The organism is Rhodococcus sp. 06-1460-1B, assembly GCF_002258475.1.
Taxonomy (GTDB): Bacteria; Actinomycetota; Actinomycetes; order Mycobacteriales; family Mycobacteriaceae; genus Rhodococcoides; species Rhodococcoides fascians.
Map to the genome: position 1 here is coordinate 220,884 of NZ_NOYS01000022.1, position 22,100 is coordinate 242,983.

A 22,100-nucleotide genomic window follows, 5' to 3' on the forward strand; every position below is an offset into this window, starting at 1 on the left:
GACTCCCTCGTGCAGCAACGAAACAGCAAGGACTGACATGCCGAAGAAATCGACCGACTACGTCGTCGTCGGAGCAGGATCAGCAGGAAGCGTCATAGCCAGAAGGCTCCTCGACGCAGGCCACACCGTTCACGTCATCGAGGCCGGTCCCGTGGACACCGATCCGGCGATCCACTCACCGCAGGGCTGGCCGACGCTGTTGGGCGGACCGCAGGACTGGGGACTGTTCACCACTCCGCAGAAGCACGCCAACGATCGGCGAATCTTCTGGCCACGCGGACGCGTCCTCGGTGGCAGCTCGTCCCTCAACGGAATGATCTACGTACGTGGGCATTCCAGCGATTACGACGGGTGGGCATCGGCCAGCGGTGACGCCGGATGGTCGTGGGAGAACGTGCTGCCGCTGTTCAAGCGTTCGGAGTCGCACGAGCTCGGTGCCAACGAGTTCCACGGCGGTGACGGGCCACTGCCGGTGTCCATCATGGGTACCCCGCATCCGCTGGCGGCAGCCTTCGTCGACGCGGCCGTCGAGCACGGGCACAAGCTCATCGACGACTTCAACGCCGACGAGATGGTCGGTGCCGGCTACAACCACACCACCACGCGCGACGGTGAGCGGATGAGCGCCTGGAAGAGCTTCGTCGGCCCGGTGCTCGACAATCCCGACTTGACGGTGACCACCGGTGCGCTCGTTCATCGCGTGGTGCTCGAGAACGGCCGAGCGGTGGGCATCGAATACAGCCGCGGAGATGGCGAGCTGGAGCGAGCGTTCGCCGATCACGAGGTCATCCTGTGCGGCGGAGCCCTCGGCTCTCCGAAGACCCTGCTGCTCAGTGGAATCGGACCGTCCACACATTTGGCCGAACTGGGAATCGACACCGTCGTCGACCTGCCGGGGGTGGGCGAAAACCTGCACGATCACCTGCTGCTGAGCAACATCTACGAGTCCTTCGAGCCGCTCGCAGCCGGTACGAACAACCTGCTCGAAGCGCAGCTGTACGCCCGCAGTACCGGATGGGCCGGTGCTGCACCCGATCTGCAGCCCCTGTTCATGCACATCCCCTACCCCGCCGACGGATACCCGGTGCCCGAGAACGGTTACACGATCGCTCCGGGAATCGTGGCTCCGCGCTCGCGTGGCAAGCTGCGACTGGCGTCCTCGGATCCTAATGAACTGCCGCTGGCGGATCCGAACATCCTGGCCGATCCGTACGACCTCGAGGCGATGGTCGACGCGGTGGAGATCTGCCGGGAGATCGGTGCCTCCGATGCCTTCGCGCCGTGGCGTAAGGCGGAGGTGGTTCCGGGACCGAGCGCCCGCACCCGTGACGACCTGCGGGCGTATGTCCGACAGACTGCCGGTACGTACCACCACCAGGTCGGCACCTGCAAGATGGGAGCCGAGTCGGACTCCGATGCCGTTGTCGGAGCGGACCTTCGGGTCCGCGGGGTCGATGGATTGCGGGTGGCGGACGCGTCGATCATGCCCACGGTGCCGTCGGGCAACACCAACGCGCCGTCCATCATGGTCGGTGAGCGGGCCTCGGATCTGATCCTCGGAAAGTAGTTCGTGGTCGGGTGAGGGCGGCGTGCGCTCTCACCCGGCGCGATACTCCCGCGGAGACATGCCGTACGTCTCCTTGAACAGCTTCGAGAAGTTCGAGGAATCGATCAAACCGTGACGTGCACAGACGGTTCCGATACTGTCTGCGGCGAAACGAGGGTCACGCAGGTCGCGGTGGCACCTCTCCAGACGCCTGGATCTGATCCAGCCGGCCACCGTGCGACCGTCCTGCTCGAAGAGCTTCTGCAAGTAGCGCGTCGAAATATGCAGATGCGCAGCGAGAGTCGCCGTGGACAGAGTCGGATCGGACAACTGAGATTCGACGAGACTCTTCGCCTCGATCAGGAGTGTGGATCCCGGCGCGTCGTGGGGAGCAGCGTCGTCGAGAGCGGCGCAGAGCAAATCGAGGACGGCGTTCTCGAGCATCGGTGTCGTCGGCAATGTGCCGTCGGCGGCGTTGCGACGCAAATTGAACAGGAACGGCGACACCAGCGCACCGACGCCGTGATCGCCCTCGATGCGACGCGCGGCAACGGTCGTCAAGTCACGGGAATCGATGCGGAGCGCGTCGCGTGGAAACATCACCACGAACATCTCGAAGTCCCCGGCGAAGTGCAGATCGTAAGGGGCACTGGTGTCGTAGACCGCGAAGTCGCCAGGATGGAGCACGGCCTCGCGCTCGTTCTGGACGATCGTGCCGCACCCCGTCAGTTGCAGACCCACCTTGATCAATCCGGGGTCGGACCGCCGGATGGTCGCGCGTGTGCGCCTGACGTCGACCTCCCGGCCGGTCACCTCGCTCAGTTGCAGCGCCCCGAGCGTCGACGACACCAGCGTGCCCTGGAACGACGACGGCCCGGTGGACACAGCGTCGAGCGGCACGAACGCCGTCGAGACGTTCTCGCGCCATTGCTCGAAATCCTGTGCCACCGGGCTCATGTCATACGGTCGGACGGTTGTCGATCAGACGGCGGGCTTTACCGATGGAACGCTCGAGGGCCGCCGGTGCGACGACGTCGACCGCGACGCTGACGCCGATCCGGTCTTTGACCAGCTTCTTCAGTGTTGCTGCGGCAATCGGATGCGTGTCGAGCGAGGCATCGGGTCGGGCTTCGACGAGGACGGTCAGTGAGTCCATGCGTCCGGCACGCTCGAGCACGCACTGGAACTGCGGTGCCAGAACGGGAACAGTCAAAATCAGCTCCTCGATCTGCGTCGGGAAAAGATTAACTCCGCGCAGAATGATCATGTCGTCGGTGCGGCCGGTGACCTTCTGCATCCGACGCATCGTGCGAGCCGTGCCCGGTAGCAGTCGCGTCAGATCGCGCGTGCGGTAGCGGATGATCGGCATCGCTTCCTTGGACAGGGACGTGAACACCAATTCACCCTCCTCGCCGTCGGGCAGAACCTCGCCGGTCACCGGGTCGATGACCTCCGGGTAGAAATGATCCTCCCAGATGTGAAGTCCGTCCTTGGTTTCGACGCATTCCATCGCGACGCCCGGTCCCATGACCTCGGACAGGCCGTAGATGTCGACGGCGTCCATGTCGAGAGTCTTCTCGATCTCCTTGCGCATCTCCTCGGTCCAGGGCTCCGCGCCGAAGACACCGGTTTTCAGCGAGGTCTTCGCCGGATCGATGCCCTTCTTGACCATCGCGTCGACAATCGTGAGCATGTAGGACGGCGTGACCATGATGGCGTCGGGCTCGAAGTCCTCGATGAGCTGGATCTGACGATCGGTCATACCGCCCGACATCGGAATAACGGTGCAACCCAGTCGTTCTGCGCCGTAGTGCGCGCCGAGTCCGCCGGTGAAGAGGCCGTAGCCGTAGGCGACGTGCACCTTGTCCGACGGCTTGACGCCACCGGCGCGGAGGCTGCGCGCGATGAGGTCGGCCCAGTTGCTGATGTCGTTCGCGGTGTACCCCACCACTGTCGGCCTACCCGTGGTGCCCGAGGACGCATGGATGCGGGAGACCTTGTCCTGCGGAACCGCGAACATCCCGAAGGGGTAGTTCTCCCGCAGGTCCTTCTTGGCGGTGAACGGAAACTTCGCCAGATCCGACAGGTCTTTCAGATCGGTCGGATGCACCCCGGCGTCGTCGAATGCTTTCGTGTAGTGCGGAACGTTGTCGTACGCGTGCTGCAGCGACCATCGCAGGCGCTCCAACTGCAGCGTGGAAATGCGGTCCCGAGAGGCGAACTCGATGTCGGGGGTATCGGTGGGGGCGGACAGCACACTGGTCATGATCGGTCTCTCGTGGTCTCAGGCGTCGAAGTCGACGGTGACGGTGTCGCTGAGTGGGAAGGTTTGGCAGGTGAGCACGAAGCCGGCATCGACCTCGTTGTCTTCCAATGCATAGTTACGACGCATGTCGACCTCTCCGAAGGTCACCTTCGCGCGGCAGGTGCCGCACACTCCGCCCTTGCATGCGAAGGGGAGGTCCGATCGCAGCTGCTCGGCCGAATCGAGTATCGACTCGTTCTGCGGCAGAGCGCCTTTCACCTCGCGGCCATCGAGGATGATCGTGACCTCACTGCTGGGTCCGGTGATACCGGGCTCGCGGTGCTGCTCCTGCGGCGGCGGTACGTCGTCGACGTAGAACAGTTCGTGGTGAATGCTGCTCTTCGCGACGCCGAGTTCCTTCAGAACGTCCTGCGCGTCGTTGACCATCCCGAACGGACCGCACAACCAGAAGTGGTCGATGTCCGGGGTTGCGACGACGGTGTCGAGTATCTCGCGTAACCGGTCGGCATCGAGCCTGCCGCTGAACAACTCGACTTCCCGCGGCTCGCGAGAGAGCACGTGAATGACGTCGAATCGACTGCCGTACTGATCCTTCAGATCGGCGATCTCCTCGGCGAACATCACCGTTCGCGTCCGGCGATTGCCGTACAGCAGAACCACTTCGGAGTCGGGATTCGCCAGAACGGATGCCGCAATCGACAACATCGGGGTGATACCGGAACCGGCGGCGATGAGCACGTGCCTGCCGGCCTGGGCCGGATCAGCGTGGAAGGTGCCGCTCGGGCCCTGCACGTCGATTCGGTCGCCTGCTTTGACGTCGTGAACGAGCCAGGAGGAGAACAGACCGTCGGACACCTCACGGACACCGACGCGGGGACGCGCACCCACCGGGGCACAGATGGAGTAGGAGCGGCGGTGCTCGACGCCGTCGACGGTGCGGCTGAGCATCAGTGACTGGCCCGGTCGAAAGTCGAACTCTTCGCGCAATTCTTCCGGGACGTCGAACGTGACAGCAACGGCGTCGTCGCAGAGGGATTTCACGTCGGCGACGGTCAGCGTATGAAAAGGCTTGTTCCGCAGATTCTTCTGCACTGGCTCGGCGGTGACGGTCATCAGATTTCCTTCACGTGGTCGAAGGGCTCGAGGCAGTCGTCGCACCGGTACTGGGCTTTGCAGAGGGTGGCGCCGAACTCGGACGTGAGCCGGGTGTTGCGCGAGCTGCACTGCGGGCAGGTGAGCTGACGGGGTTTGACGGTCAAGGTCAGCGGCACCGGGCCGGATGTACGTTCCGGGGCCGGACCCGGAGTGGAGTAGCCGGTCTCGCGAAGCTTGCGCAGGCCCTCCTCGGAGATCCAGTCGGTACTCCATGCCGGCGTCAGGCTGGTGACGATCTCGACATCCGCGTAGCCGTGGTCCTGAAGCTTGTGGGCGATGTCGTCCCGCATGGTCGCCATGGCGGGGCAGCCGGAGTACGTCGGAGTGATCGTGACAAGCACGCTGCCGTTCTCGCGTACCTCGACGTCGCGCAGGACGCCGAGGTCGTCGAGGGTGAGCAGCGGCATCTCCGGATCCATGACGGTCGCAGCGATCTCGCGTGCCGTTCGCTGAAGAGTGGTCACCAGACTCCCTCCGGATGGGCCCTCGCCACGACCTGCATCTCGGCGATCAACGGGCCGAAGGCCTCGGTGTGGATGCCGCGACGACCACCGCGGCCGCCGATGGTGCCCACGGACTTGTCCTCGGGCGCTTCGAGTTCTGCGGCGTGAAGGACCTGTGCGAGAACCGAATCGAACTCCTCGCGGACGTCACGGGGATCGACGGCGACACCGACTTTCGCGAGTGCGATCTCCTCGTCCGTCGGAATGAACAGTTCCGAGACGTACGGCCAGATCCGGGCCACGGCGTCGCGGACGCGTCGCTTCGATTCGTCCGTGCCGCAGCCCAGGGTGACGACCCAGCGTGCCGCGTAATCGCGGTGGTACGTCAGCTCTTTGACGCCCTTGTTCGCAACTGCGGCAAGAACGGGATCACGGGATTCCTGCAGGCGAGTGAAGACGGCGAGCCGCCACGTCGAGAACACCAGCAGCCGAACCAGCGACTTCGCGAAGTCGCCGTTGTCGAGCTCGGTGAGTCTGACGTTGCGGAAGTCGGCCTCGTCGCGAAAGAACGCCAGCGCATCCTCGGCGGGTGCGGGTGAAGTGTCCGAGATGAACGGCACCACCGTCGGATCGGCTTTCGCGGCGCGGGCCAGTAGTAGCCGGGCCTGGCCGAGGAGATCGAGGCCGACGTTCGCCAGCGCCACCTCTTCTTCCAGTTCCGGTGCGCGAGTGCTCCACTCGGCGAGGCGCTGCGAGCTGATCAGCGCATCGTCACCGAGCATGAGGCAGTATGCGGCAAGCGAGTTCAGGTCAACGTCGTCGGGAACGGTGGTATCGACGCCGGCGAGTGGGTCGTCGAAACTCGTCCCGAATGCCCACTGCCCGTGCGAGTCCTCGTCGACGAGGCCCTCGTAGGCGCTGTCGTGATCGGTCATGAGTGCTTGTCCTCTGGGAGTATGGGTCTCACATGTGGGGAACGTTGTCGGGGATCTCGTAGAACGTCGGGTGGCGGTACACCTTGTCGCCACTCGGTGCGAAGAACGGATCCTTCTCCGACGGCGACGACGCGACGATCGAGTTGGACGGAACCACCCAGATGCTGACGCCTTCGTTGCGGCGGGTGTAGACGTCGCGAGCATGCCGCAGGGCCATGTGGTCGTCGGCAGCGTGGAGCGATCCGACATGCACGTGGTTCAGGCCGCGCTTGCCGCGGAGGAAAACCTCGTACAACGGCCAATCGGCCTTGACCGCTTCCCTTTTCGGCTCGACCGGAACACCCTCGGTGGGCACTGCTCCGTGGCCGCCCTCGGCGGTGAACTGGGCCTCTTCAGGGCGTGTCATGATGCTGCGTTCCTTTCGGCGAATGCGGTTGCGGCCTCACGGACCCAGGCTCCGCCGTCGTGAGCTGCTCGACGGTTCGCGATGCGCTCGACGTTGGAGGCACCGTTGCCCTTGATCACCTGCATGAACTCGGACCAGTCGGGCTCACCGAAATCGTGTGACTTGCGCTCCTCGTTCCACTTCAGGTCCGGGTCGGGGAACGTGACTCCGAGTGCCTTCGCCTGCGGGATCGACATGTCGACGAAGCGTTGGCGCAGTTCGTCGTTGGTGTGACGCTTGATGCCCCACTTCATGGACTGCTCGGTGTTGGGGGACTCGTCGTCCGGCGGGCCGAACATCATCAGTGCCGGCCACCACCATCGGTTGACGGATTCCTGGACCATGGCACGCTGTTCGTCGGTGCCGCGCATCATCGTGGCCAGCAGCTCGTAGCCCTGACGCTGGTGGAAGGACTCTTCTTTGCAGACGCGGATCATCGCGCGCGCGTAGGGCCCGAAGCTGCTGCGGCACAGGGGAACCTGGTTGCAGATCGCTGCGCCGTCGACGAGCCAGCCGATGGTGCCCACGTCTGCGTACGTCAGGGTGGGGTAGTTGAAGATCGAGGAGTACTTCTGCTTGCCCTCGATGAGCTTGACCGTCAGGTCGGCGCGGTCCGCTCCGAGGGTTTCGGCAGCAGAGTAGAGGTAGAGGCCGTGACCGGCTTCGTCCTGCACCTTGGCCATCAGGATCGCCTTGCGGCGCAACGACGGTGCGCGGGTGAGCCAGTTGCCCTCCGGCTGCATGCCGATGATCTCGGAGTGCGCGTGCTGGGCGATCTGGCGGATGAGCGACTTGCGGTAGCCGTCCGGCATCCAGTCGCGGGGCTCGACGCGCTGCTCGTGGGCAATGGTCTCGTCGAACCCGTCCTGCAGCGTCTCGGTGGACAGGGTGTTTGACGTGGTCATAAGTCCTACTTTCATTACCGAATGATCGGTTGGTAACCAGTATGCATCGAAGTGACCCCGGGCACAAGAGCGGCTTCGCCGCACGTGCGTGAAAGTTCGTAGCAGGGGTCGAGTTTCTGTTCACATGGGTCGTTCCGCAGGCTCCACTCCCGCTCACATGGGTCGTTCCGCAGGCTCCACTCCCGCTCACATGCCGACGAAGGAGGTTCTCTTCTTCGCCAGGAAAGCATCGACGGCGGCCTTGTGGTCGGCGGTCTGTCCCAGAGCGGTCTGCGCCTGCGCCTCGCGGTCCAGGGCGTCGGACAGTCCGGACCGCGCGATCAGTGATTTGACCTGCTTGTACGCCAGGGTGGGTCCCGCAGCGAGCGTTGTGGCCAGCGTGCGCGCGGTCTCGAGAACGTCGGCATCGTCAACAACGCGATGCACCAGACCCCAGTCGAGAGCCTGCGCGGCGGTGACCTTGTCGCCGAGCAGCATCAGACCCGCGGCCCGGCTCGCGCCCAGTGCGTCGACCAGCGTGTAGCTCAACCCCGAGTCGCTGGCCAATCCGATGCCGGTGAACGCCGTCGCGAACGACGACTTGGTACCGGCCACTCGGATGTCTCCGGCGAGTGCGATCCCGAGACCCGCACCGACACACGCGCCGGGGATGGCCACGACGATCGGCACCTCGAGCGCTGCGAGCCCTCGGATGACCGGGTTGTAATGCTCGCCGACGGTATCCATCGCCGTGGCCGGGTCGGCCTCGAGCGCGGTGACGTGCTCGCCGAGGTCCTGGCCGACGCAGAAGTTCTTGCCCTCCGCGGTGATGAGCACCGCGCGCACACTGGGTGCGGCGGCGTTCTGCACTGCAGACATCAGGCCGACTTTCGTCATGACGTCGAGGGCGTTGTGTGCCTCGGAGCGCGCGAGGGTGATGGTCGCCAGGCCGTCGGTGACGTCGAACCGTACCGTCATGCGTTCGTCCAATCGTGAAAGCCGCGACCGGACTTGCGTCCGATGTCGCCGCGAGCAACCATGTCTCGCAACAACTGCGGGGGAGTGAACCTGTCGCCGAGGGTCGACGCCAGGTGTTCTGCGATAGCGAGCCGAACGTCCAACCCGACGAGGTCGGTCGACCGCAACGGACCCATCGGATGCTTGTAGCCGAGTTCCATGGCGCGGTCGATCGATTCGGCGTCGGCGACGCCTTCCTCCAGCATCCGGATGGCCTCGAGCCCGAGGCAGACGCCGAGTCGCGAGGTCGCGAAACCGGGGGAGTCGTTGACGAGCACCTCGGTTTTGCCGAGCAGCGACACCCACTGCTGTACTCGCTCGACCACGTCCGCAGAGGTCGCCGGAGCGCGCACGATCTCGACGAGAGTCGACGCCGGAACCGGGTTGAAGAAGTGCATCCCGAGAAAGCGGCTCGGATCACTCAGTGCCGCGCCGAGTTCCGCGATGGAGATCGAGCTCGTGTTCGACGCGATGACCGTGTCGGGCCCGGCGATCTTGTCGACGAGAGCCAGTACCTCGACCTTGAGCGACGGGATCTCGGGAACCGCTTCGACCACCAGGTCCAGGTCGGCAGGAAGATCCGCGGGGCCGGCGACGGTGGAGACCCGGGCGAGAATCGCAGCGGGGTCCTCGCTGAGCTTGCCGCGCTCGTGCGCCCGGTCCAGCCCGGTCGAGACTCGGCCGAGGGCGGCTTGTTGGTCGGCCGCTTCGGCGATGACGACGGTCGAGCCGAGGGACGCGAACACCTGGGCGATACCTGCACCCATGCGGCCTCCGCCGACAACAGCTACTTTCACAGGAACTGTCATTTCTTCTTCTCCAGAAATGCCGTCATGCGGCGTTGTTTGTCTTCGGTCTCGAACAGAACAGCCTGCGCGATGTCGTCGGCCCACGGGTGCGAACCGGGCGCATCGAGGATCTTCTTGGTGAGTTTCAGTGCCAGTGGTGCTTGCTTGGCAATGCGATCCGCGAGTGAATGCGCTGCAGCCAACGGCTCGTCGACTACCTCGAGCACCAGGCCGCACCGAAGTGCCACCTCTGCGTCGAGTGTCCGGCCACCGAGAAGCACCTGCTTCGCGACGGACACGCCCACCAGCGTCGGCAGCCGGTAGCTGGCTCCGGCGGCAGCCATGATGCCCAGTCCCGGTTCGGGATTACCGAACACGGCAGTCGGCGACGCGATGCGGATGTCGCAGGCGTAGGACAGTTCGGCTCCGCCGCCGAGTGCGTATCCGCGGACGGCTGCGATCGTCGGCAGGGGGAGTGCGGCGATGCGGTCGAACAGGTTTCGGTTGATGCCGCGCAGTGCGTCGTCGCGGGTGCGGGCCCGCAACTGGTTGATGTCGGCACCGCCGGCAAAATGCTCGCCTGCTCCGGTCAGGATCACGATCCTGGGATCCTGCTCCACGAGCGCGCACACCTCGTGCAACTCGCCGATCATGTCGGAATCGATTGCATTGCGCTGCTTCTCGCGATTCAGGGTGACGACAACGCGGTCCGTCGACTCCTCCACGATGAGTGTGTTCACGGTGCCTCGATCAGCATCGACACGCCTTGCCCGACGCCGACGCACAGTGTCGCGAGCCCACGGGAGGCCTTTTCGCGTTCCATCCGGCCCAACAGCGTCAACAGAATTCGAGCACCCGACGAGCCGAGAGGGTGGCCGAGGGCGATGGCCCCGCCGTCGGCGTTGACGATGTTCTCGTCGAGCTTCAGCTGGCGGATGACGCCGAGGGACTGTGCCGCGAAGGCCTCGTTGAGTTCGACGGCACCGAGGTCGTCGATCGACCATCCCGCGCGAGTGAGCGCCTTCTGCGTGGACGGGACCGGCCCGAGTCCCATGATGTGGGGCGCGATGCCGGCGCTCGCGCTGGTGACGATGCGGCCGCGAACCTCGAGGCCGTACGTGCGCACGGCTTCTTCCGAGGCCACCACCAATGCCGATGCCCCATCGGTGAACGGTGACGACGTGCCGGCGGTGACGATTCCGCCCTTTCGGAACACGGTCTTCAGGGTGCCGAGCTTGTCCAACGTGGTTCCGCGCCGCGGCGTCTCGTCCTCGGTGACCTCGCCGTTCTTGGTGCTGACGGGCACGATCTCGTCGGCGAAGCGCCCGGCATCCTGGGCGGCGACGGCACGCTGCTGACTGCGGAAGGCGAAGGCGTCGGACTCTTCACGGGTGATGCCCTCGCTGAGCGCGACCTCTTCGGCGGTCTCGCCCATCGACAGGGTGATCTTGGGGTCGGTACCCGCGTCGTGCGCTGCGAAGGTCGGGTTGGTGAATCGCCAGCCGAGGGAGGTATCGAAGATCTCGCCGGGCTTGGCCCACGCCGTCCCGGGCTTGGCCATGACCCATGGCGCGCGCGTCATGGACTCGACGCCACCGGCGACGATGATGTCGGCCTCACCGCTGCGAATGGTGCTCGCGGCGTTGGCCACTGCGGTCAGTCCGCTCGCGCACAGGCGATTGACGGTATATCCCGGCACCGACTGGGGCAGACCTGCGAGCAGAACCACCATTCTGGCCACATCGCGATTGTCCTCGCCTGCCTGGTTGGCCGCACCCAGAATCACCTCGTCGATTCGATCGACGGGTACGCCCGCTCTGCGGACCGCTTCGGCCACGACCAGCCCGGCGAGATCGTCGGGGCGCACCGAGGCCAGGGCACCGCCGTAGCGCCCGTGCGGGGTACGTGCGCCGGCCACGAGAAATACTTCGCCCACTTCGAAACTCCTTCGTCGGTTGCGTCATTAATAACCGAACATTCGGTCGTTTGGCAAGGTCTGCTGCCCGTGGTGCTGTGGAATCGTCCGCCGACTGCGAAGATGTGGCAATGACAACCGCACGCGCGCCGCGCAAGACCGGACAGCCAGGGCGGCCGGGATACGACCTGGATTCCCTCTTGGCCGTGGCGGTCAAGGTCTTCAACGACCGTGGGTACGACGGCACCAGCATGGAGATTCTGGCGAAGCGGCTCGGTATCACCAAGTCGTCGATCTACCACCACGTATCGGGCAAGTCCGAGTTGCTCGAACTCGCGCTGTCGCGGGCTCTCAATGCGCTGTTCGCCGTGACGACCGAGGATCGGGCGACCACCGGGCGGTACATCGACCGGCTCGAATACCTGGTGCGTCGCAGCGTCGACATCCTGTGCGCGGAACTGCCCTATGTGACGCTGCTGCTGCGGGTGCGGGGCAACACCGACGTCGAGCGGCGCGCTCTCGCGCGCAGGCGCGAATTCGACACGTTCGTCACCGGGCTCGTCGTCGCCGCCGCCGAGGAGGGCGACCTGCGTCCCGGTGTCGACCCGGCTCTGGCGTCCAAGCTCGTCTTCGGCACGGTCAACTCGCTCATCGAGTGGTACCGCCCGCGCACCGGCGGATCCGTCGAGGAATTGGCCGACGCCGTCGTGGCCCTGACCTTCGACGGCCTGCGCCGCACGTAGCAACGCAAGTCTTGACTTCTCGGCGTTGGGCGGCGATGGTAATTACCGACCGAACGTACGGTGAGATGGAGGCGTTGTGAGCAGACTTCTGGAAAGCTATGCCCAGGGCACGTGGTATTCCGCGACCGACGAGGGAACGCCGCTGCTGAGCGCCGTCGACGGCAGTGAGATCGCTCGGGTGTCGTCCAGCGGTCTCGACGTCGCAGGCATGGTCGACTACGCCCGGACCGTCGGAGGGCCCGCGCTCGCAGCCCTGACGTTCCACGAGCGTGCAGCCCTGCTCAAGCAACTGGGCCTGACGCTGCTGGCCGGCAAAGAGGAGTTCTACCAACTCTCCCGGCACACCGGAGCCACCACCCGCGATTCCGGCGTCGACATCGACGGCGGTTTCGGCACCGTGCTGAGCTACGCGAGCAAGGCTCGACGTGAACTCCCCAACGAGACGGTCTACCTCGACGGCGCCATCGAGCAGCTCGGCAAGAAGGGCACCTTCCTCGGTCAGCACATCTACACCTCCCGGCGCGGCGTCGCCGTGCAGATCAACGCGTACAACTTCCCCGTCTGGGGCTTCCTCGAAAAGCTGGCACCCGCGTTCATCGCGGGCGTGCCCTCGATCGTCAAGCCCGCCAGTCAAACTGCGTACCTGACCGAGCTTGTCTTCCGTCGGATCATCGAGTCGGGGTTGCTGCCCGAGGGGTCGGTTCAGTTGCTGTGCGGCAGTGCCCGCGGTGTCCTCGACCACCTCGGCGGCCAGGACTCGGTGGCCTTCACCGGATCGGCCGATACCGCTGCGACCCTGCGCTCACACCCCAACGTCGTCGGCGAGGGACTCCATTTCACGGCGGAAGCCGATTCTCTCAACGGGTCCATCCTGGGTTCCGATGTGACACAAAGTGATCCGGAGTTCGATCTGTTCGTCAAAGGTGTCTTCACCGAGATGACATCCAAAGCCGGCCAGAAGTGCACGGCCATCCGCCGCGTGCTGGTACCGCAGGACTCGGTCGAACCCGTCATCGAGGCGCTCAAGGCCAAGCTGGACAAGGTCGTCGTCGGTGACCCGCAGGACGACGGCGTCACCATGGGTGCACTCGCCAGCATCGACCAGCGCGACGAGGTCCTCAAATCCATTCGTGGACTGATCAAGTCGGCGTCCGTCGTCTTCGGTGATCCCGAGACCGTGGATTCACGGCCTGGTGCCTTCATGGCGCCGGTCCTGTTGAAGGCCGGCGACAAGAGCGCACCCGAACCGCACGAGATCGAGGCATTCGGGCCCGTCTCCACCGTCATCGGTTACGACAGCACCGCGGACCTGCTCGACCTCGTCGCCCGCGGAAAGGGCTCTCTGGTCGCATCTCTGGTGACCAAAGATTCGGCCATCGCGCGCGAGATCGTCCTGGGCACCGCTCCGTATCACGGGCGCATCCTGGTCCTGAATTCCGAGGACGCCAAGGAATCGACCGGTCACGGTTCGCCGCTACCGGTACTGGTGCACGGCGGACCCGGCCGCGCAGGCGGTGGTGAAGAACTCGGCGGTATCCGCGGCGTCCTGCACCACATGCAGCGCACCGCAATCCAGGGAACCCCGGACGTGCTGACGGCCATCGGCAACAAGTGGGTCACCGGAGCGAAGCAGACGACCGGCGACGTTCACCCGTTCCGCAAGAACCTCGGCGAACTGCGACTGGGCGATACCATCGTCGGTGGCCCACGACAGGTCACCCGCGCCGACATCGATCACTTCGCCGAATTCACCGGCGACACGTTCTACGCGCACACCGATCCCGAAGCGGCAGCGGCAAATCCGTTGTTCGGCGGCATCGTGGCGCACGGCTACCTGGTGGTCTCGCTGGCCGCAGGGCTGTTCGTCGACCCGGCACCGGGCCCCGTCCTGGCGAACTTCGGCGTCGACAGCCTGCGCTTCCTGACGCCGGTCAAGGCCGAGGATTCGCTGACGGTCACGTTGACGGCCAAGCTCATCACACCGCGCCAAAGTGCCGATTACGGCGAGGTGCGGTGGGACGCAGTGGTCGTCAACCAGGACGGTGACCCCGTCGCCACCTACGACGTACTCACTCTGGTTGCGAAGCCCGAGGCCGCGTCATGAGCGTGCGAGTAGCCGTCTGTTACGGAATACCCGAGGACCCTGCCGCCTTCGATCGGCACTACACCGAGGTGCACGTGCCCCTCGCTCGCGCAGTTCCCGGCCTGGTCGACTTCACCTGGGGCACGCTCGACTCGCTCGACGAGTCCCCGCCGCCCTACTACGCAATCGCAAGTCTGTACTTCGCGGACGAGGCATCGCTGAAGGCAGGGTTGGCTTCGCCCGAGATGACAGCGGCAGGCAAGGATCTGCGGAACTTCGCGACCGGTGGCGTCACGATGTTCACCCAGAACGAGCGTTCGGTGTCGCAGCCGTGAGCGATTCGCCTATTGCGCGGGAGATGTTCGAGGTCGATGCCGCGTCCCGCAAGCTCGGTATCGAACTGATCGAGCTGTCACCCGGTCACGCGAGAATGTCGATGGTCGTGACCGAGGACATGGTCAACGGTTACGCCATCACGCACGGCGGATACGTCTTCCTGCTTGCAGATACGACGTTCGCTATGGCCTGCAACTCGCACGAGGACTCGGCCGTCGCTGCCCGATGCGACATCCGGTACCTCCGTCCGACGAAGGTCGGTGACGTCCTCGTCGCCGACGCCGTCGAGCGTGCGAGGTTCGGCCGCAACGGTATCTACGACGTGTCGGTGACGTGCCGAGACGAGCTGATCGCCGAATTCCGAGGCGACAGTCGCACGATAGCGCGCTAGCGATCCGGCGCGTGGAAGTACTGTGAGTCGGTGACCACTGCAGACCTGTCGGCGCTGGCAGACGCCACCGCCACTGCGGTGGGTGGTGCTGTGTCGGTGATGGATCCGCAGGGCTATGTGGTGGCGTATTCGTCGGTGCCGGGGCAGCCGATCGACGACGTGCGACGCGACGGCATTCTGGGCAAGCAGGTCCCGGCTCGATACATGGTGCATCACATCGATCCGGACTTCCGGCGCAGCTCGACCGTGCACCTCGTCGATGTGGCCGGTGCGCTACCCCGTCTGGCAGTAGCGGTTTCGGTCGACGGTGAGTACCTCGGCTCCATCTGGTGCATTGCGTCCGGTGCCGGCATCCGTCCGCCGGCCCCTGCGGCAGTGGCTGCATTGACGCGTGCGGCCGCAGCTGCAGTGCCGTTGTTGTCGGCCCGACATCATCCGGCCGATGCCGACAATCCCAGGGTGCGTGCGTTACTGACCGATCCCGAGGTCGTCACTACGCAGGGAAAGCGCTACGCCGTTCTGGCCGCAGAAGTGGAGTCGCCGCGAGCGCAGAAAATGTTGGTGCAGCTCGCTGGTCTGCTGCAGCTCACGTTCGGCAACGCGGGCGACTCCGGATGCATCGTCGACGGGAACATCGTCCTGCTGGTGGTGGAGTCCGACGACGAACGCGCATTCGCTGCGGAGGCAGAGGAGGTTCGACGACGCGCAGAGACGGCCTTCGGTGCTGCGGTGAGCTTCGCGATCGGTGGCCCGGACGCCCGTCCAGCGATAGCGCTAAAGCATGCTCACTGGGTACTCGACGCGATCGAAACGGGCGCACAGACAACGACATTCGAGCAGAATCGCGTATCGGTCACTCTTCGGAGAGCGGGGGAGGCGCTGTCGGAGGTGTCGCTCGCGTTGCCTGCCGTCGAACGGATGCTGTCCTGCGATGCCTCGGAAGGTACGGAATACGCCGCGACGGTGCTGGCGTTGTTGGCACACGAGTCCAACGTCGCTGCCGCGTCTGCGTCGCTGTACCTGCACCCCAATACCTTTCGCTACCGACTTCGGCGTACCAAGGAGTTGTTCGGTCTCGATCTCGACGACGTGGACACCCGTTTACTGGTGTGGATGTCGCTGCGGCTCACGACCGGGCGGTGAGGACCTTCCCTGGGTTGAGCAGGTAATGCGGGTCGAGCAACTCCTTGATGCCGCGCTGCAGTTCCGCTGCAACAGAATCGAGTTCGGTCTCGAGAAGATCGCGTTTGAGCAGGCCGACGCCGTGCTCACCGGTAATGGTCCCGCCCAGCGAGAGGGCGAATGCCGCGATCTCGTCGAACGCGCGGTGTGCCTTGACCAACGATGACGGGTCCATCGGGTCGACGATGACCGTCGGATGGATGTTGCCGTCCCCTGCATGGCCGACGACGCCGATGACGATGCCGATGCGCTCGGCGATGCGTCCGACCTCGTCGATCATTGCGGCGAGCTGCGAAATAGGAACGGACACATCGTCGACCAACGGTGAGCCGAGACGCTCGAGTGCCGGGTACGCCAGACGACGGGCCTGTACGAGCTGTTCCGATTCGACCTCGTCCTCGGCAACGGCCACATCGGTTGCCCCGGCTGCGGTGCACAGTGCGGCGATGGCTTCGAGCTCCTGCACAGAGCCCGCGCCGATATCGGACTGAGCGATCAGCACGGCCGCGGCGTCGGTGCCGAAGTCCATCCGGGCGTACGCGTCGATCGCGGCGATGGTGGTGCGGTCCAGCAACTCGAACAGGCTCGGAGTGATACCGGCGGCCCGGATCTGCGTCACCGCTTCACCGGCCGCGACAGTCGACGGGAAGGTCGCGGCCATGGTCAGCGGAGTGGCAGCCGGAAAGTCGAGTCCTACGGTTGCTTCGGTGATGATTCCGAGTGTGCCTTCGGATCCGACGAACAGTTCGGCCAGGGAAAGCCCGGCCACGCCTTTGACAGTGCGTCGACCGACGAACGTGGCGCGCCCGTCGGCGAGTACGACGCGCAGACCACGGACGAACCGTGCTGTGACGCCGTATTTCACGCAGCACAGACCGCCGGCGTTGGTGGCGATGTTGCCGCCGATGGTCGACGCCTCCCAGCTGGACGGGTCGGGGAGGTACGTCAATCCTTGCTGCAGGGCAGCATCTTTCAGCTCTTTGTTCGTGACACCGGGTTGCACGACGGCGGTGCGGTTGACGACGTCCAACTCGACGATCTTGTTCATCCGCCGGGTGTTGAGGGCAATGGCTCCGACGCTGGCGTTCGCGGCTCCCGCCAGGCCGGTCAATGCGCCCTGCGGCACCACGGGAATGCGATGTGCCGATGCGATTTTCATGATCGCCTGCACGTCCGATTCGGTGCTCGGTAGCACTGCCGCCAGGGGTAGCGCGGATTCGCACAGAGCGGCGGCGTCGTGCCGGAAGCTCTGCAGAATGTCCGGGTCGGTCACCACCGCGTCGGCGCCGAGGGCGCGCATCAGTTCGTCGATGACTGGCGAATGGAGAACGAGGGTAGTCGGAGCAGCCATGGATTCGAGTATGTCGGGCGGCGCTGTCGATGTCTGCGTCGTTTCGGACGAAGCACGAGGTCTCGATCGGTAGTTTCCGACGAAGTGTGGGCAGGGCCTTGTTATGCACGCGACCACCTTGACAAACTACGGTGGCGCCGGTCACAGTAATTACCGACCGAATGGACGGTGAGTTTTATCCGGTTCGTCGGTTACCTGAATCCGCCGCTGTTCATACCCCACGTCACTCCGAACTGTCGCTCGCTCTCACGAGCGCCGGAGCCCGAACGAAACGAGATCGTCGATGACAACACAGGTCGAGACGCCCACCGGGGTGTCGCGTGAGCATCGCCGCGCCGCGATGGCCAGCATGGTCGGAACCACCGTCGAGTGGTACGACTTCTTCATCTACGCGCAGGCCGCGTCGTTGATCTTCGCTCAGCTGTTCTTCGCGCCCATGGGCTCGTCCGGACAGCTGGTCGCCTACGTGACCATCGGTATCAGCTTCGTGTTCCGTCCTCTCGGGGCCATCGTCGCGGGGTACTTCGGCGACAAGATCGGTCGCAAGAAGGTCCTCATCGCGACCCTCACCCTCATGGGCGCGGCCACCGTCGGAATGGGACTGCTGCCCACCTACGCGACCATCGGCATCTGGGCTCCGATCATCCTGATCGTGTTGCGCATCCTGCAGGGATTCTCGACCGGCGGCGAATGGGGCGGCGCGGCATTGATGGCCGTCGAGCACGCGCCGAAGGGCAAGCGTGGAATCTACGGTGCGGCAACCCAGATGGGTGTTCCTCTCGGCATGCTCATTGCGGTGGGAACGTTGGCACTGTGCACCGGTTTGCTCAGCGAAGAGCAGTTCGAGGCCTGGGGCTGGCGTATCCCGTTCCTCATCAGCTTCGTGCTGATCCTGGTCGGCTTCTACATCCGACGCCGCGTCGAAGAGACTCCGGTGTTCAAGGAGCTCGCAGAACGCAAGGAGCGCAACCACACTCCCGTTCGTGCACTGTGGCGTACCAACAAGAAGCAGGTCATGCTGGCCGCGCTGTCGTTCGTCGGCAACAACGGCAACGGTTACATCATCGTCGGTGGCTTCATCGTCGCTTACTCGACGAGGGAGCACGGGCTCGCCCGTGTGGACGTGTTGGTGGCCAGTCTGTTCGCGGCTCTCGTGTGGGGTGTGTTCACCCTGCTCGGTGCGTATTTGTCCGACCGCTACTCCCGGACCGCCATCATGAACCTGGGCAACGCATCGATGGTGTTGTGTGCCATCCCGTTCTTCCTGCTCGTCGATACCGGTGAGCTGCAGTGGATCTACGTGGCCCTCGGACTCTTCGCCGTCGGACTCGGCCTCGCCTACGGACCACAGCCGGCACTGTACGCCGAAATGTTCCCCGCAGCAGTCCGATTCAGTGGTGCATCCATCGGCTACGCCATCGGCACCGTGCTCGGTGGGGCCTTCGTCCCGACGATCTCCGAGGCACTGTTCAAGGGAACCGGTACCTCGATGTCGATCTCGATCTACCTGATGATCCTGGCGGCGATCTCGTTCATCGCGACCTCGCGCATCAAGAACCGACGAGACGAGGATCTGAACGTCTGACGCCTTCACGACGAAGCCCCGAAACCGCAGTGGTTTCGGGGCTTCGTCATATGTATGCAGGACCGACCGCGACGGATTCGGTGTGTTGGACGACATCGGACACGGCATAGACGGCTAACAACCGACCGAGAAGTTGATCGAGCCTGTCGATCAGTTAACGGGGGACGGGGACAACTTGGTCATGCGGTGAAACCGAGACGCTTGAGCGGGGCTCGCACCACAGGTGCGCGGACGGCGGTTGTCCCCGTTTTGTGGATTTCGGGCCCGATTTGTGGGTGCCTGGATATCAAGCGGAGCGGCCTGGAAACTCTCGGACATCCACACATGAGGACCACGTCCGATCCACAGTTGGAGGCAACCTCGACCGCGACCGAACGGCCATGGACGGAACCGTCTGGTATGCATTGTCGATGACAACTCCGCCCCCACCTGGCTGGCACCGAGACCCGGAGGGCAACGACTACCTACGGTGGTGGGACGGACAGCGATGGACTTCGGCGACGTCCCAACCTTCTCGACCTACCTCGCCGGCCACGGCAGGTGCCGTGACACACAACGCTGCCGAGGAAATCATTTCGCCGAGCCCGGACGGAGCATCGAACAGCCCGACGAACGGGACCGTGGTCGCCGAAGACCGGGCGGCATCGCGGCAGCCCTGGCACGTCAACAGAAAGACGCTCATCGCTGTCCTCTCGGCGGTCGCTGTTGTCGCGGCTGTCGTCGGCACCGTCGGCACCAAGGACGATGGCCGATCGGAGGCTGTCTCGCCTTCACCGACACCCACAGTGGCGGCCGGCTCCCCCGAGCAGATCGACGCAGCGGAAGCTGCGTGCGTGGACGCTCTCGGGGTTCGCTTCAGTACCGCGATTCAACCGGTGGGGATCGCTGGCTACGCAACGACAGTCGACGGTGACACCTACCGAACTGTAGGCACCTCCGACCTGTTCTATGGATCCAGCGGTGCACCCGAGCGCTACTCCATCGTGTGCACCGGGACCAGATCCGACAGAAGGATCATCTCCGAGGTGACGACCGCAAGCCAGATCGAATCGCCCTATGCGACAACGACGTCGTCACCCCCGCCAGCGTCCTCCGCGGCACCGACAAACCCACCCGCCGCACAACGTCCCCAACCTAGTTCGTGCAACACCCCTTCGCCCTCCGTCATCGCATCGATCGATGCCGCATTCCTCGAAGCGGACCAACATCTCGAGGACGCGTTTCTGGTCTACGGCCAACGCGATGTGGCATATATCGGGGCCAACATCATGGACAGTGCCGGGACACGACTGTCGAGTTCGGACGTGTGGGCGCAGAGCGACGGGGTCATCTACTCCCTGTCGGGTGACGCTCGCCGGCGAACATCGTTCCCGGATGGCAGACGAGCTCTCGACATCAGTGCAGGAGATGAGTTCGGCGTAGCAGTCTCCGACTGCGTCCAAATCAGCGTCATCAACCGCAACGCAAACGGAGGGAACTAGTACCCGCACGATGTGCCTACTGCCGAAGGCACGTCCGGATCGGACAACACTCCAGAATCGCAAGCATCGAATCAACATTACAGTCTTGAATCCAGTCAGGAGATACGCATGGTCGATCCAGTAAGCGCAGCTGCGGCCAGCGCGGCGGTATCGAAGTCTGTCGCTAAAGCAACGGAGGAGGACTCGAAAGAGAAAGACCTGTTGCTCAAGGCTGCCCAAGAGTCTGGCTATCTCGATCCCGCAGCACGTTCGCTCGCAAAGCGTATGGCGGTCAAGCAACAAATCAGATTGAAGATCTGGCAGCCACTCGGACGGCTCGTGGGTATCCAGAAGGATTACTTCAACGATCACTTCAATGACGAGATGGCGGCAAGAATGGCCGACGTACCGGAGGACCAGGTGGTCACTCCGAGAACGTCGATCGCGGGACCGGCTATCCAGGGCATCTCTTACACCGTGGAAGAACCAGAGCTCAAAGAGATGTACTTGAACCTGCTGGCGACCGCGTCGGATGCCCGAGTCCGAGACACTGCCCACCCGTCATTCGCCGAGGTGATTCGGCAACTGAACACTGAGGAGGCAAAAGCTCTCACAGACATACTCACTATCCATCTTCACGCAATCATTGAGGTGCACCTCAAGCTGGCGCGTGCGGAGGACCCGAGCTCCGAGGGGTACAACACTTTGGCGACGCACTTACTGAATTGGATGTCCGAGGGACATCAAGTGCACGTCCCAGTGAACGCGATGTATGTCGACAACTGGATTCGACTGGGCCTGGTAAGCGTCAGTTACACCACCACTCTGACCGACAAGGCGCGGTACGCATGGGCCGAGACGACACCGATTGTGGTCGACTCACGCGACCAATACGACACAGAGGACTTTACTCGCGTTGAAGTTCAAGAAGGCGTTCTGCAAGTGACAAACTTTGGGCGCAGGTTTCACGAGGTGGTGATCGCGTCGGGTACACGCGAGCCGGCCCCCGCAGCGCAGGAAGCTGATATCGAGTAGCTCCGACGGCGCTCTCTTTCCCTCAGGCTCCGCATCATGCAAACGCGTCGAGATCCAACGCGATTTAGACGCCGTCTTTCTCGACGACGATCTTCGGGTGCGCAGCGCCTGTCGCAGCGAGATAATGCCGCTGGCTGTTTCTAGCTGCTGACCATGCTGGACGCCAGCTCGGCGCTGTGACTGCCAAGCCATACCGGCGTCATCGCACTGAAGCTAGCGAACGGATGTAGCAACCGGCTCAAGGAGAAACAGGCACGATCGCTCCTCGTAGCGGTTGACCTCCGCTGTGACGCTCAGATTCGCCCCGACGCCGATCGTGTCCGGCACCGAGCCGACCCACCGAAGGTCATCGGTAGTGTTCACATCCCGGAACTGGAAAGCGGGTCCGGGCGCGGACGTTTCACTGAAGTCGCCCGCCCCGATCAGGATGAGATACCTAGTTGTTCTTCCCGGGGACGTTGTGGACGGTCAGTCGCTCGATGGGTGACTTGCCGCCGATGCCGGTATGGGGTCGGTGGTGATTGTAGTGATGGATCCAGT

At 64.2% G+C, this 22,100-nt stretch carries 22 protein-coding genes and 2 pseudogenes; 10 read left to right on the plus strand and 14 right to left on the minus strand.

Going from position 1 to position 22,100, the window contains the following annotated elements; all coding sequences use genetic code 11:
• The first annotated feature begins 37 nt into the window (after positions 1-37).
• Positions 38-1,567 carry a GMC family oxidoreductase gene (locus CH268_RS12435; RefSeq protein WP_094664313.1) on the plus strand — a complete coding sequence of 510 codons (1,530 nt, stop codon included), beginning with the start codon at positions 38-40 and terminating at the stop codon, positions 1,565-1,567.
• Positions 1,568-1,597: 30 nt separating this feature from the next.
• Here the strand turns inward: CH268_RS12435 and CH268_RS12440 are convergent, their stop codons facing one another.
• From CH268_RS12440 to CH268_RS12490, 11 genes are all read right to left on the minus strand, one after another.
• Positions 1,598-2,503: a helix-turn-helix domain-containing protein gene (locus CH268_RS12440; RefSeq protein ID WP_032388036.1), complete on the minus strand. Its 906-nt coding sequence runs from the start codon at positions 2,501-2,503 to the stop codon at positions 1,598-1,600.
• A 1-nt stretch (position 2,504) separates the two neighbouring features.
• On the minus strand, positions 2,505-3,812 hold the full coding sequence (gene paaK, locus CH268_RS12445; protein ID WP_032388035.1) for a phenylacetate--CoA ligase PaaK: 1,308 nt from the start codon (positions 3,810-3,812) through the stop codon (positions 2,505-2,507).
• 18 nt (positions 3,813-3,830) lie between these two features.
• Positions 3,831-4,925 carry a 1,2-phenylacetyl-CoA epoxidase subunit PaaE gene (paaE, locus tag CH268_RS12450; RefSeq protein WP_094664315.1) on the minus strand — a complete coding sequence of 365 codons (1,095 nt, stop codon included), beginning with the start codon at positions 4,923-4,925 and terminating at the stop codon, positions 3,831-3,833.
• Positions 4,925-5,386: a 1,2-phenylacetyl-CoA epoxidase subunit PaaD gene (gene paaD, locus CH268_RS12455; protein WP_052055184.1), complete on the minus strand. Its 462-nt coding sequence runs from the start codon at positions 5,384-5,386 to the stop codon at positions 4,925-4,927. Before paaD ends, paaE begins: the two co-directional genes overlap by 1 nt.
• A gap of 41 nt (positions 5,387-5,427) precedes the next feature.
• Complete coding sequence (gene paaC, locus CH268_RS12460; protein WP_094664317.1) at positions 5,428-6,345, minus strand: 1,2-phenylacetyl-CoA epoxidase subunit PaaC; 918 nt, start codon at positions 6,343-6,345, stop codon at positions 5,428-5,430.
• Positions 6,346-6,373: 28 nt separating this feature from the next.
• Positions 6,374-6,751: a 1,2-phenylacetyl-CoA epoxidase subunit PaaB gene (gene paaB, locus CH268_RS12465; protein ID WP_032373518.1), complete on the minus strand. Its 378-nt coding sequence runs from the start codon at positions 6,749-6,751 to the stop codon at positions 6,374-6,376.
• A complete protein-coding gene (gene paaA, locus CH268_RS12470) occupies positions 6,748-7,695 on the minus strand; it encodes a 1,2-phenylacetyl-CoA epoxidase subunit PaaA (RefSeq protein WP_027494656.1) in 948 nt (315 codons plus the stop codon). The genes paaB and paaA overlap by 4 nt, the downstream gene beginning before the upstream one ends.
• A gap of 186 nt (positions 7,696-7,881) precedes the next feature.
• Positions 7,882-8,652 carry an enoyl-CoA hydratase/isomerase family protein gene (locus CH268_RS12475; RefSeq protein WP_094664319.1) on the minus strand — a complete coding sequence of 257 codons (771 nt, stop codon included), beginning with the start codon at positions 8,650-8,652 and terminating at the stop codon, positions 7,882-7,884.
• A complete protein-coding gene (locus CH268_RS12480; protein ID WP_094664321.1) occupies positions 8,649-9,500 on the minus strand; it encodes a 3-hydroxyacyl-CoA dehydrogenase family protein in 852 nt (283 codons plus the stop codon). Before CH268_RS12480 ends, CH268_RS12475 begins: the two co-directional genes overlap by 4 nt.
• Positions 9,497-10,219 carry an enoyl-CoA hydratase/isomerase family protein gene (locus tag CH268_RS12485; protein WP_094664323.1) on the minus strand — a complete coding sequence of 241 codons (723 nt, stop codon included), beginning with the start codon at positions 10,217-10,219 and terminating at the stop codon, positions 9,497-9,499. Before CH268_RS12485 ends, CH268_RS12480 begins: the two co-directional genes overlap by 4 nt.
• Positions 10,216-11,415, minus strand: coding sequence for a thiolase family protein (locus tag CH268_RS12490; RefSeq protein ID WP_094664325.1), 1,200 nt, complete (start codon positions 11,413-11,415; stop codon positions 10,216-10,218). The genes CH268_RS12485 and CH268_RS12490 overlap by 4 nt, the downstream gene beginning before the upstream one ends.
• A 110-nt stretch (positions 11,416-11,525) precedes the next feature.
• Here CH268_RS12490 and CH268_RS12495 point away from each other — a divergent pair, with 110 nt between their 5' ends.
• The 5 genes from CH268_RS12495 to CH268_RS12515 all read left to right on the plus strand — a co-directional run bounded on the left by CH268_RS12495 (position 11,526) and on the right by CH268_RS12515 (position 16,090).
• Complete coding sequence (locus tag CH268_RS12495) at positions 11,526-12,137, plus strand: TetR/AcrR family transcriptional regulator (RefSeq protein ID WP_027494651.1); 612 nt, start codon at positions 11,526-11,528, stop codon at positions 12,135-12,137.
• Positions 12,138-12,213: 76 nt separating this feature from the next.
• Positions 12,214-14,241, plus strand: a complete 2,028-nt coding sequence (gene paaZ, locus CH268_RS12500; RefSeq protein WP_094664327.1) for a phenylacetic acid degradation bifunctional protein PaaZ — start codon at positions 12,214-12,216, stop codon at positions 14,239-14,241.
• The gene (locus tag CH268_RS12505) at positions 14,238-14,555 is read left to right on the plus strand and encodes an EthD family reductase (RefSeq protein WP_094664329.1); all 318 of its coding nucleotides are present in this window, start codon (positions 14,238-14,240) and stop codon (positions 14,553-14,555) included. The genes paaZ and CH268_RS12505 overlap by 4 nt, the downstream gene beginning before the upstream one ends.
• Positions 14,556-14,578: 23 nt before the next feature.
• Positions 14,579-14,947, plus strand: coding sequence for a hydroxyphenylacetyl-CoA thioesterase PaaI (gene paaI, locus CH268_RS12510; protein ID WP_045841663.1), 369 nt, complete (start codon positions 14,579-14,581; stop codon positions 14,945-14,947).
• 30 nt (positions 14,948-14,977) lie between these two features.
• Positions 14,978-16,090 carry a PucR family transcriptional regulator gene (locus tag CH268_RS12515; protein ID WP_094664331.1) on the plus strand — a complete coding sequence of 371 codons (1,113 nt, stop codon included), beginning with the start codon at positions 14,978-14,980 and terminating at the stop codon, positions 16,088-16,090.
• On the opposite strand, the gene CH268_RS12520 is transcribed toward CH268_RS12515, so the two are convergent.
• Positions 16,074-17,480: an FAD-binding oxidoreductase gene (locus CH268_RS12520; protein ID WP_094664333.1), complete on the minus strand. Its 1,407-nt coding sequence runs from the start codon at positions 17,478-17,480 to the stop codon at positions 16,074-16,076. The two genes, CH268_RS12515 and CH268_RS12520, sit on opposite strands and share 17 nt — an antisense overlap.
• 283 nt (positions 17,481-17,763) lie before the next feature.
• Between CH268_RS12520 and CH268_RS12525 the strand changes: the two genes are divergently transcribed.
• The 4 genes and pseudogenes from CH268_RS12525 (at position 17,764) to CH268_RS12535 (ending at position 21,560) form a co-directional block, all read left to right on the plus strand.
• Positions 17,764-19,065 carry an MFS transporter gene (locus CH268_RS12525; RefSeq protein ID WP_027494645.1) on the plus strand — a complete coding sequence of 434 codons (1,302 nt, stop codon included), beginning with the start codon at positions 17,764-17,766 and terminating at the stop codon, positions 19,063-19,065.
• 410 nt (positions 19,066-19,475) lie between these two features.
• A pseudogene (locus tag CH268_RS28435) lies at positions 19,476-19,577 on the plus strand (DUF2510 domain-containing protein); the annotation flags it as partial.
• Positions 19,578-19,610: 33 nt separating this feature from the next.
• Positions 19,611-20,546 carry a hypothetical protein gene (locus CH268_RS12530; RefSeq protein WP_255182370.1) on the plus strand — a complete coding sequence of 312 codons (936 nt, stop codon included), beginning with the start codon at positions 19,611-19,613 and terminating at the stop codon, positions 20,544-20,546.
• 108 nt (positions 20,547-20,654) lie between these two features.
• Positions 20,655-21,560, plus strand: a complete 906-nt coding sequence (locus tag CH268_RS12535) for a DUF4393 domain-containing protein (RefSeq protein ID WP_094664337.1) — start codon at positions 20,655-20,657, stop codon at positions 21,558-21,560.
• Positions 21,561-21,773: 213 nt separating this feature from the next.
• On the opposite strand, the gene CH268_RS28440 is transcribed toward CH268_RS12535, so the two are convergent.
• Together CH268_RS28440 and CH268_RS12540 are read right to left on the minus strand one after the other, a co-directional pair.
• The gene (locus tag CH268_RS28440; protein WP_369597510.1) at positions 21,774-21,989 is read right to left on the minus strand and encodes a DUF4839 domain-containing protein; all 216 of its coding nucleotides are present in this window, start codon (positions 21,987-21,989) and stop codon (positions 21,774-21,776) included.
• A gap of 7 nt (positions 21,990-21,996) precedes the next feature.
• Positions 21,997-22,100 (minus strand): annotated as a pseudogene (locus CH268_RS12540) (IS481 family transposase); the annotation flags it as partial.

Coding starts and splice junctions, on each gene's coding strand:
- CH268_RS12435 (WP_094664313.1), top strand. CDS start 38: ATGCCGAAGAAATCGACCGACTACGTCGTCGTCGGAGCAGGATCAGCA.
- CH268_RS12440 (WP_032388036.1), bottom strand. CDS start 2,503: ATGAGCCCGGTGGCACAGGATTTCGAGCAATGGCGCGAGAACGTCTCG.
- paaK (WP_032388035.1), bottom strand. CDS start 3,812: ATGACCAGTGTGCTGTCCGCCCCCACCGATACCCCCGACATCGAGTTC.
- paaE (WP_094664315.1), bottom strand. CDS start 4,925: ATGACCGTCACCGCCGAGCCAGTGCAGAAGAATCTGCGGAACAAGCCT.
- paaD (WP_052055184.1), bottom strand. CDS start 5,386: ATGGATCCGGAGATGCCGCTGCTCACCCTCGACGACCTCGGCGTCCTG.
- paaC (WP_094664317.1), bottom strand. CDS start 6,345: ATGACCGATCACGACAGCGCCTACGAGGGCCTCGTCGACGAGGACTCG.
- paaB (WP_032373518.1), bottom strand. CDS start 6,751: ATGACACGCCCTGAAGAGGCCCAGTTCACCGCCGAGGGCGGCCACGGA.
- paaA (WP_027494656.1), bottom strand. CDS start 7,695: ATGACCACGTCAAACACCCTGTCCACCGAGACGCTGCAGGACGGGTTC.
- CH268_RS12475 (WP_094664319.1), bottom strand. CDS start 8,652: ATGACGGTACGGTTCGACGTCACCGACGGCCTGGCGACCATCACCCTC.
- CH268_RS12480 (WP_094664321.1), bottom strand. CDS start 9,500: ATGACAGTTCCTGTGAAAGTAGCTGTTGTCGGCGGAGGCCGCATGGGT.
- CH268_RS12495 (WP_027494651.1), top strand. CDS start 11,526: ATGACAACCGCACGCGCGCCGCGCAAGACCGGACAGCCAGGGCGGCCG.
- CH268_RS12505 (WP_094664329.1), top strand. CDS start 14,238: ATGAGCGTGCGAGTAGCCGTCTGTTACGGAATACCCGAGGACCCTGCC.
- paaI (WP_045841663.1), top strand. CDS start 14,579: ATGTTCGAGGTCGATGCCGCGTCCCGCAAGCTCGGTATCGAACTGATC.
- CH268_RS12520 (WP_094664333.1), bottom strand. CDS start 17,480: ATGGCTGCTCCGACTACCCTCGTTCTCCATTCGCCAGTCATCGACGAA.
- CH268_RS12525 (WP_027494645.1), top strand. CDS start 17,764: ATGACAACACAGGTCGAGACGCCCACCGGGGTGTCGCGTGAGCATCGC.
- CH268_RS12535 (WP_094664337.1), top strand. CDS start 20,655: ATGGTCGATCCAGTAAGCGCAGCTGCGGCCAGCGCGGCGGTATCGAAG.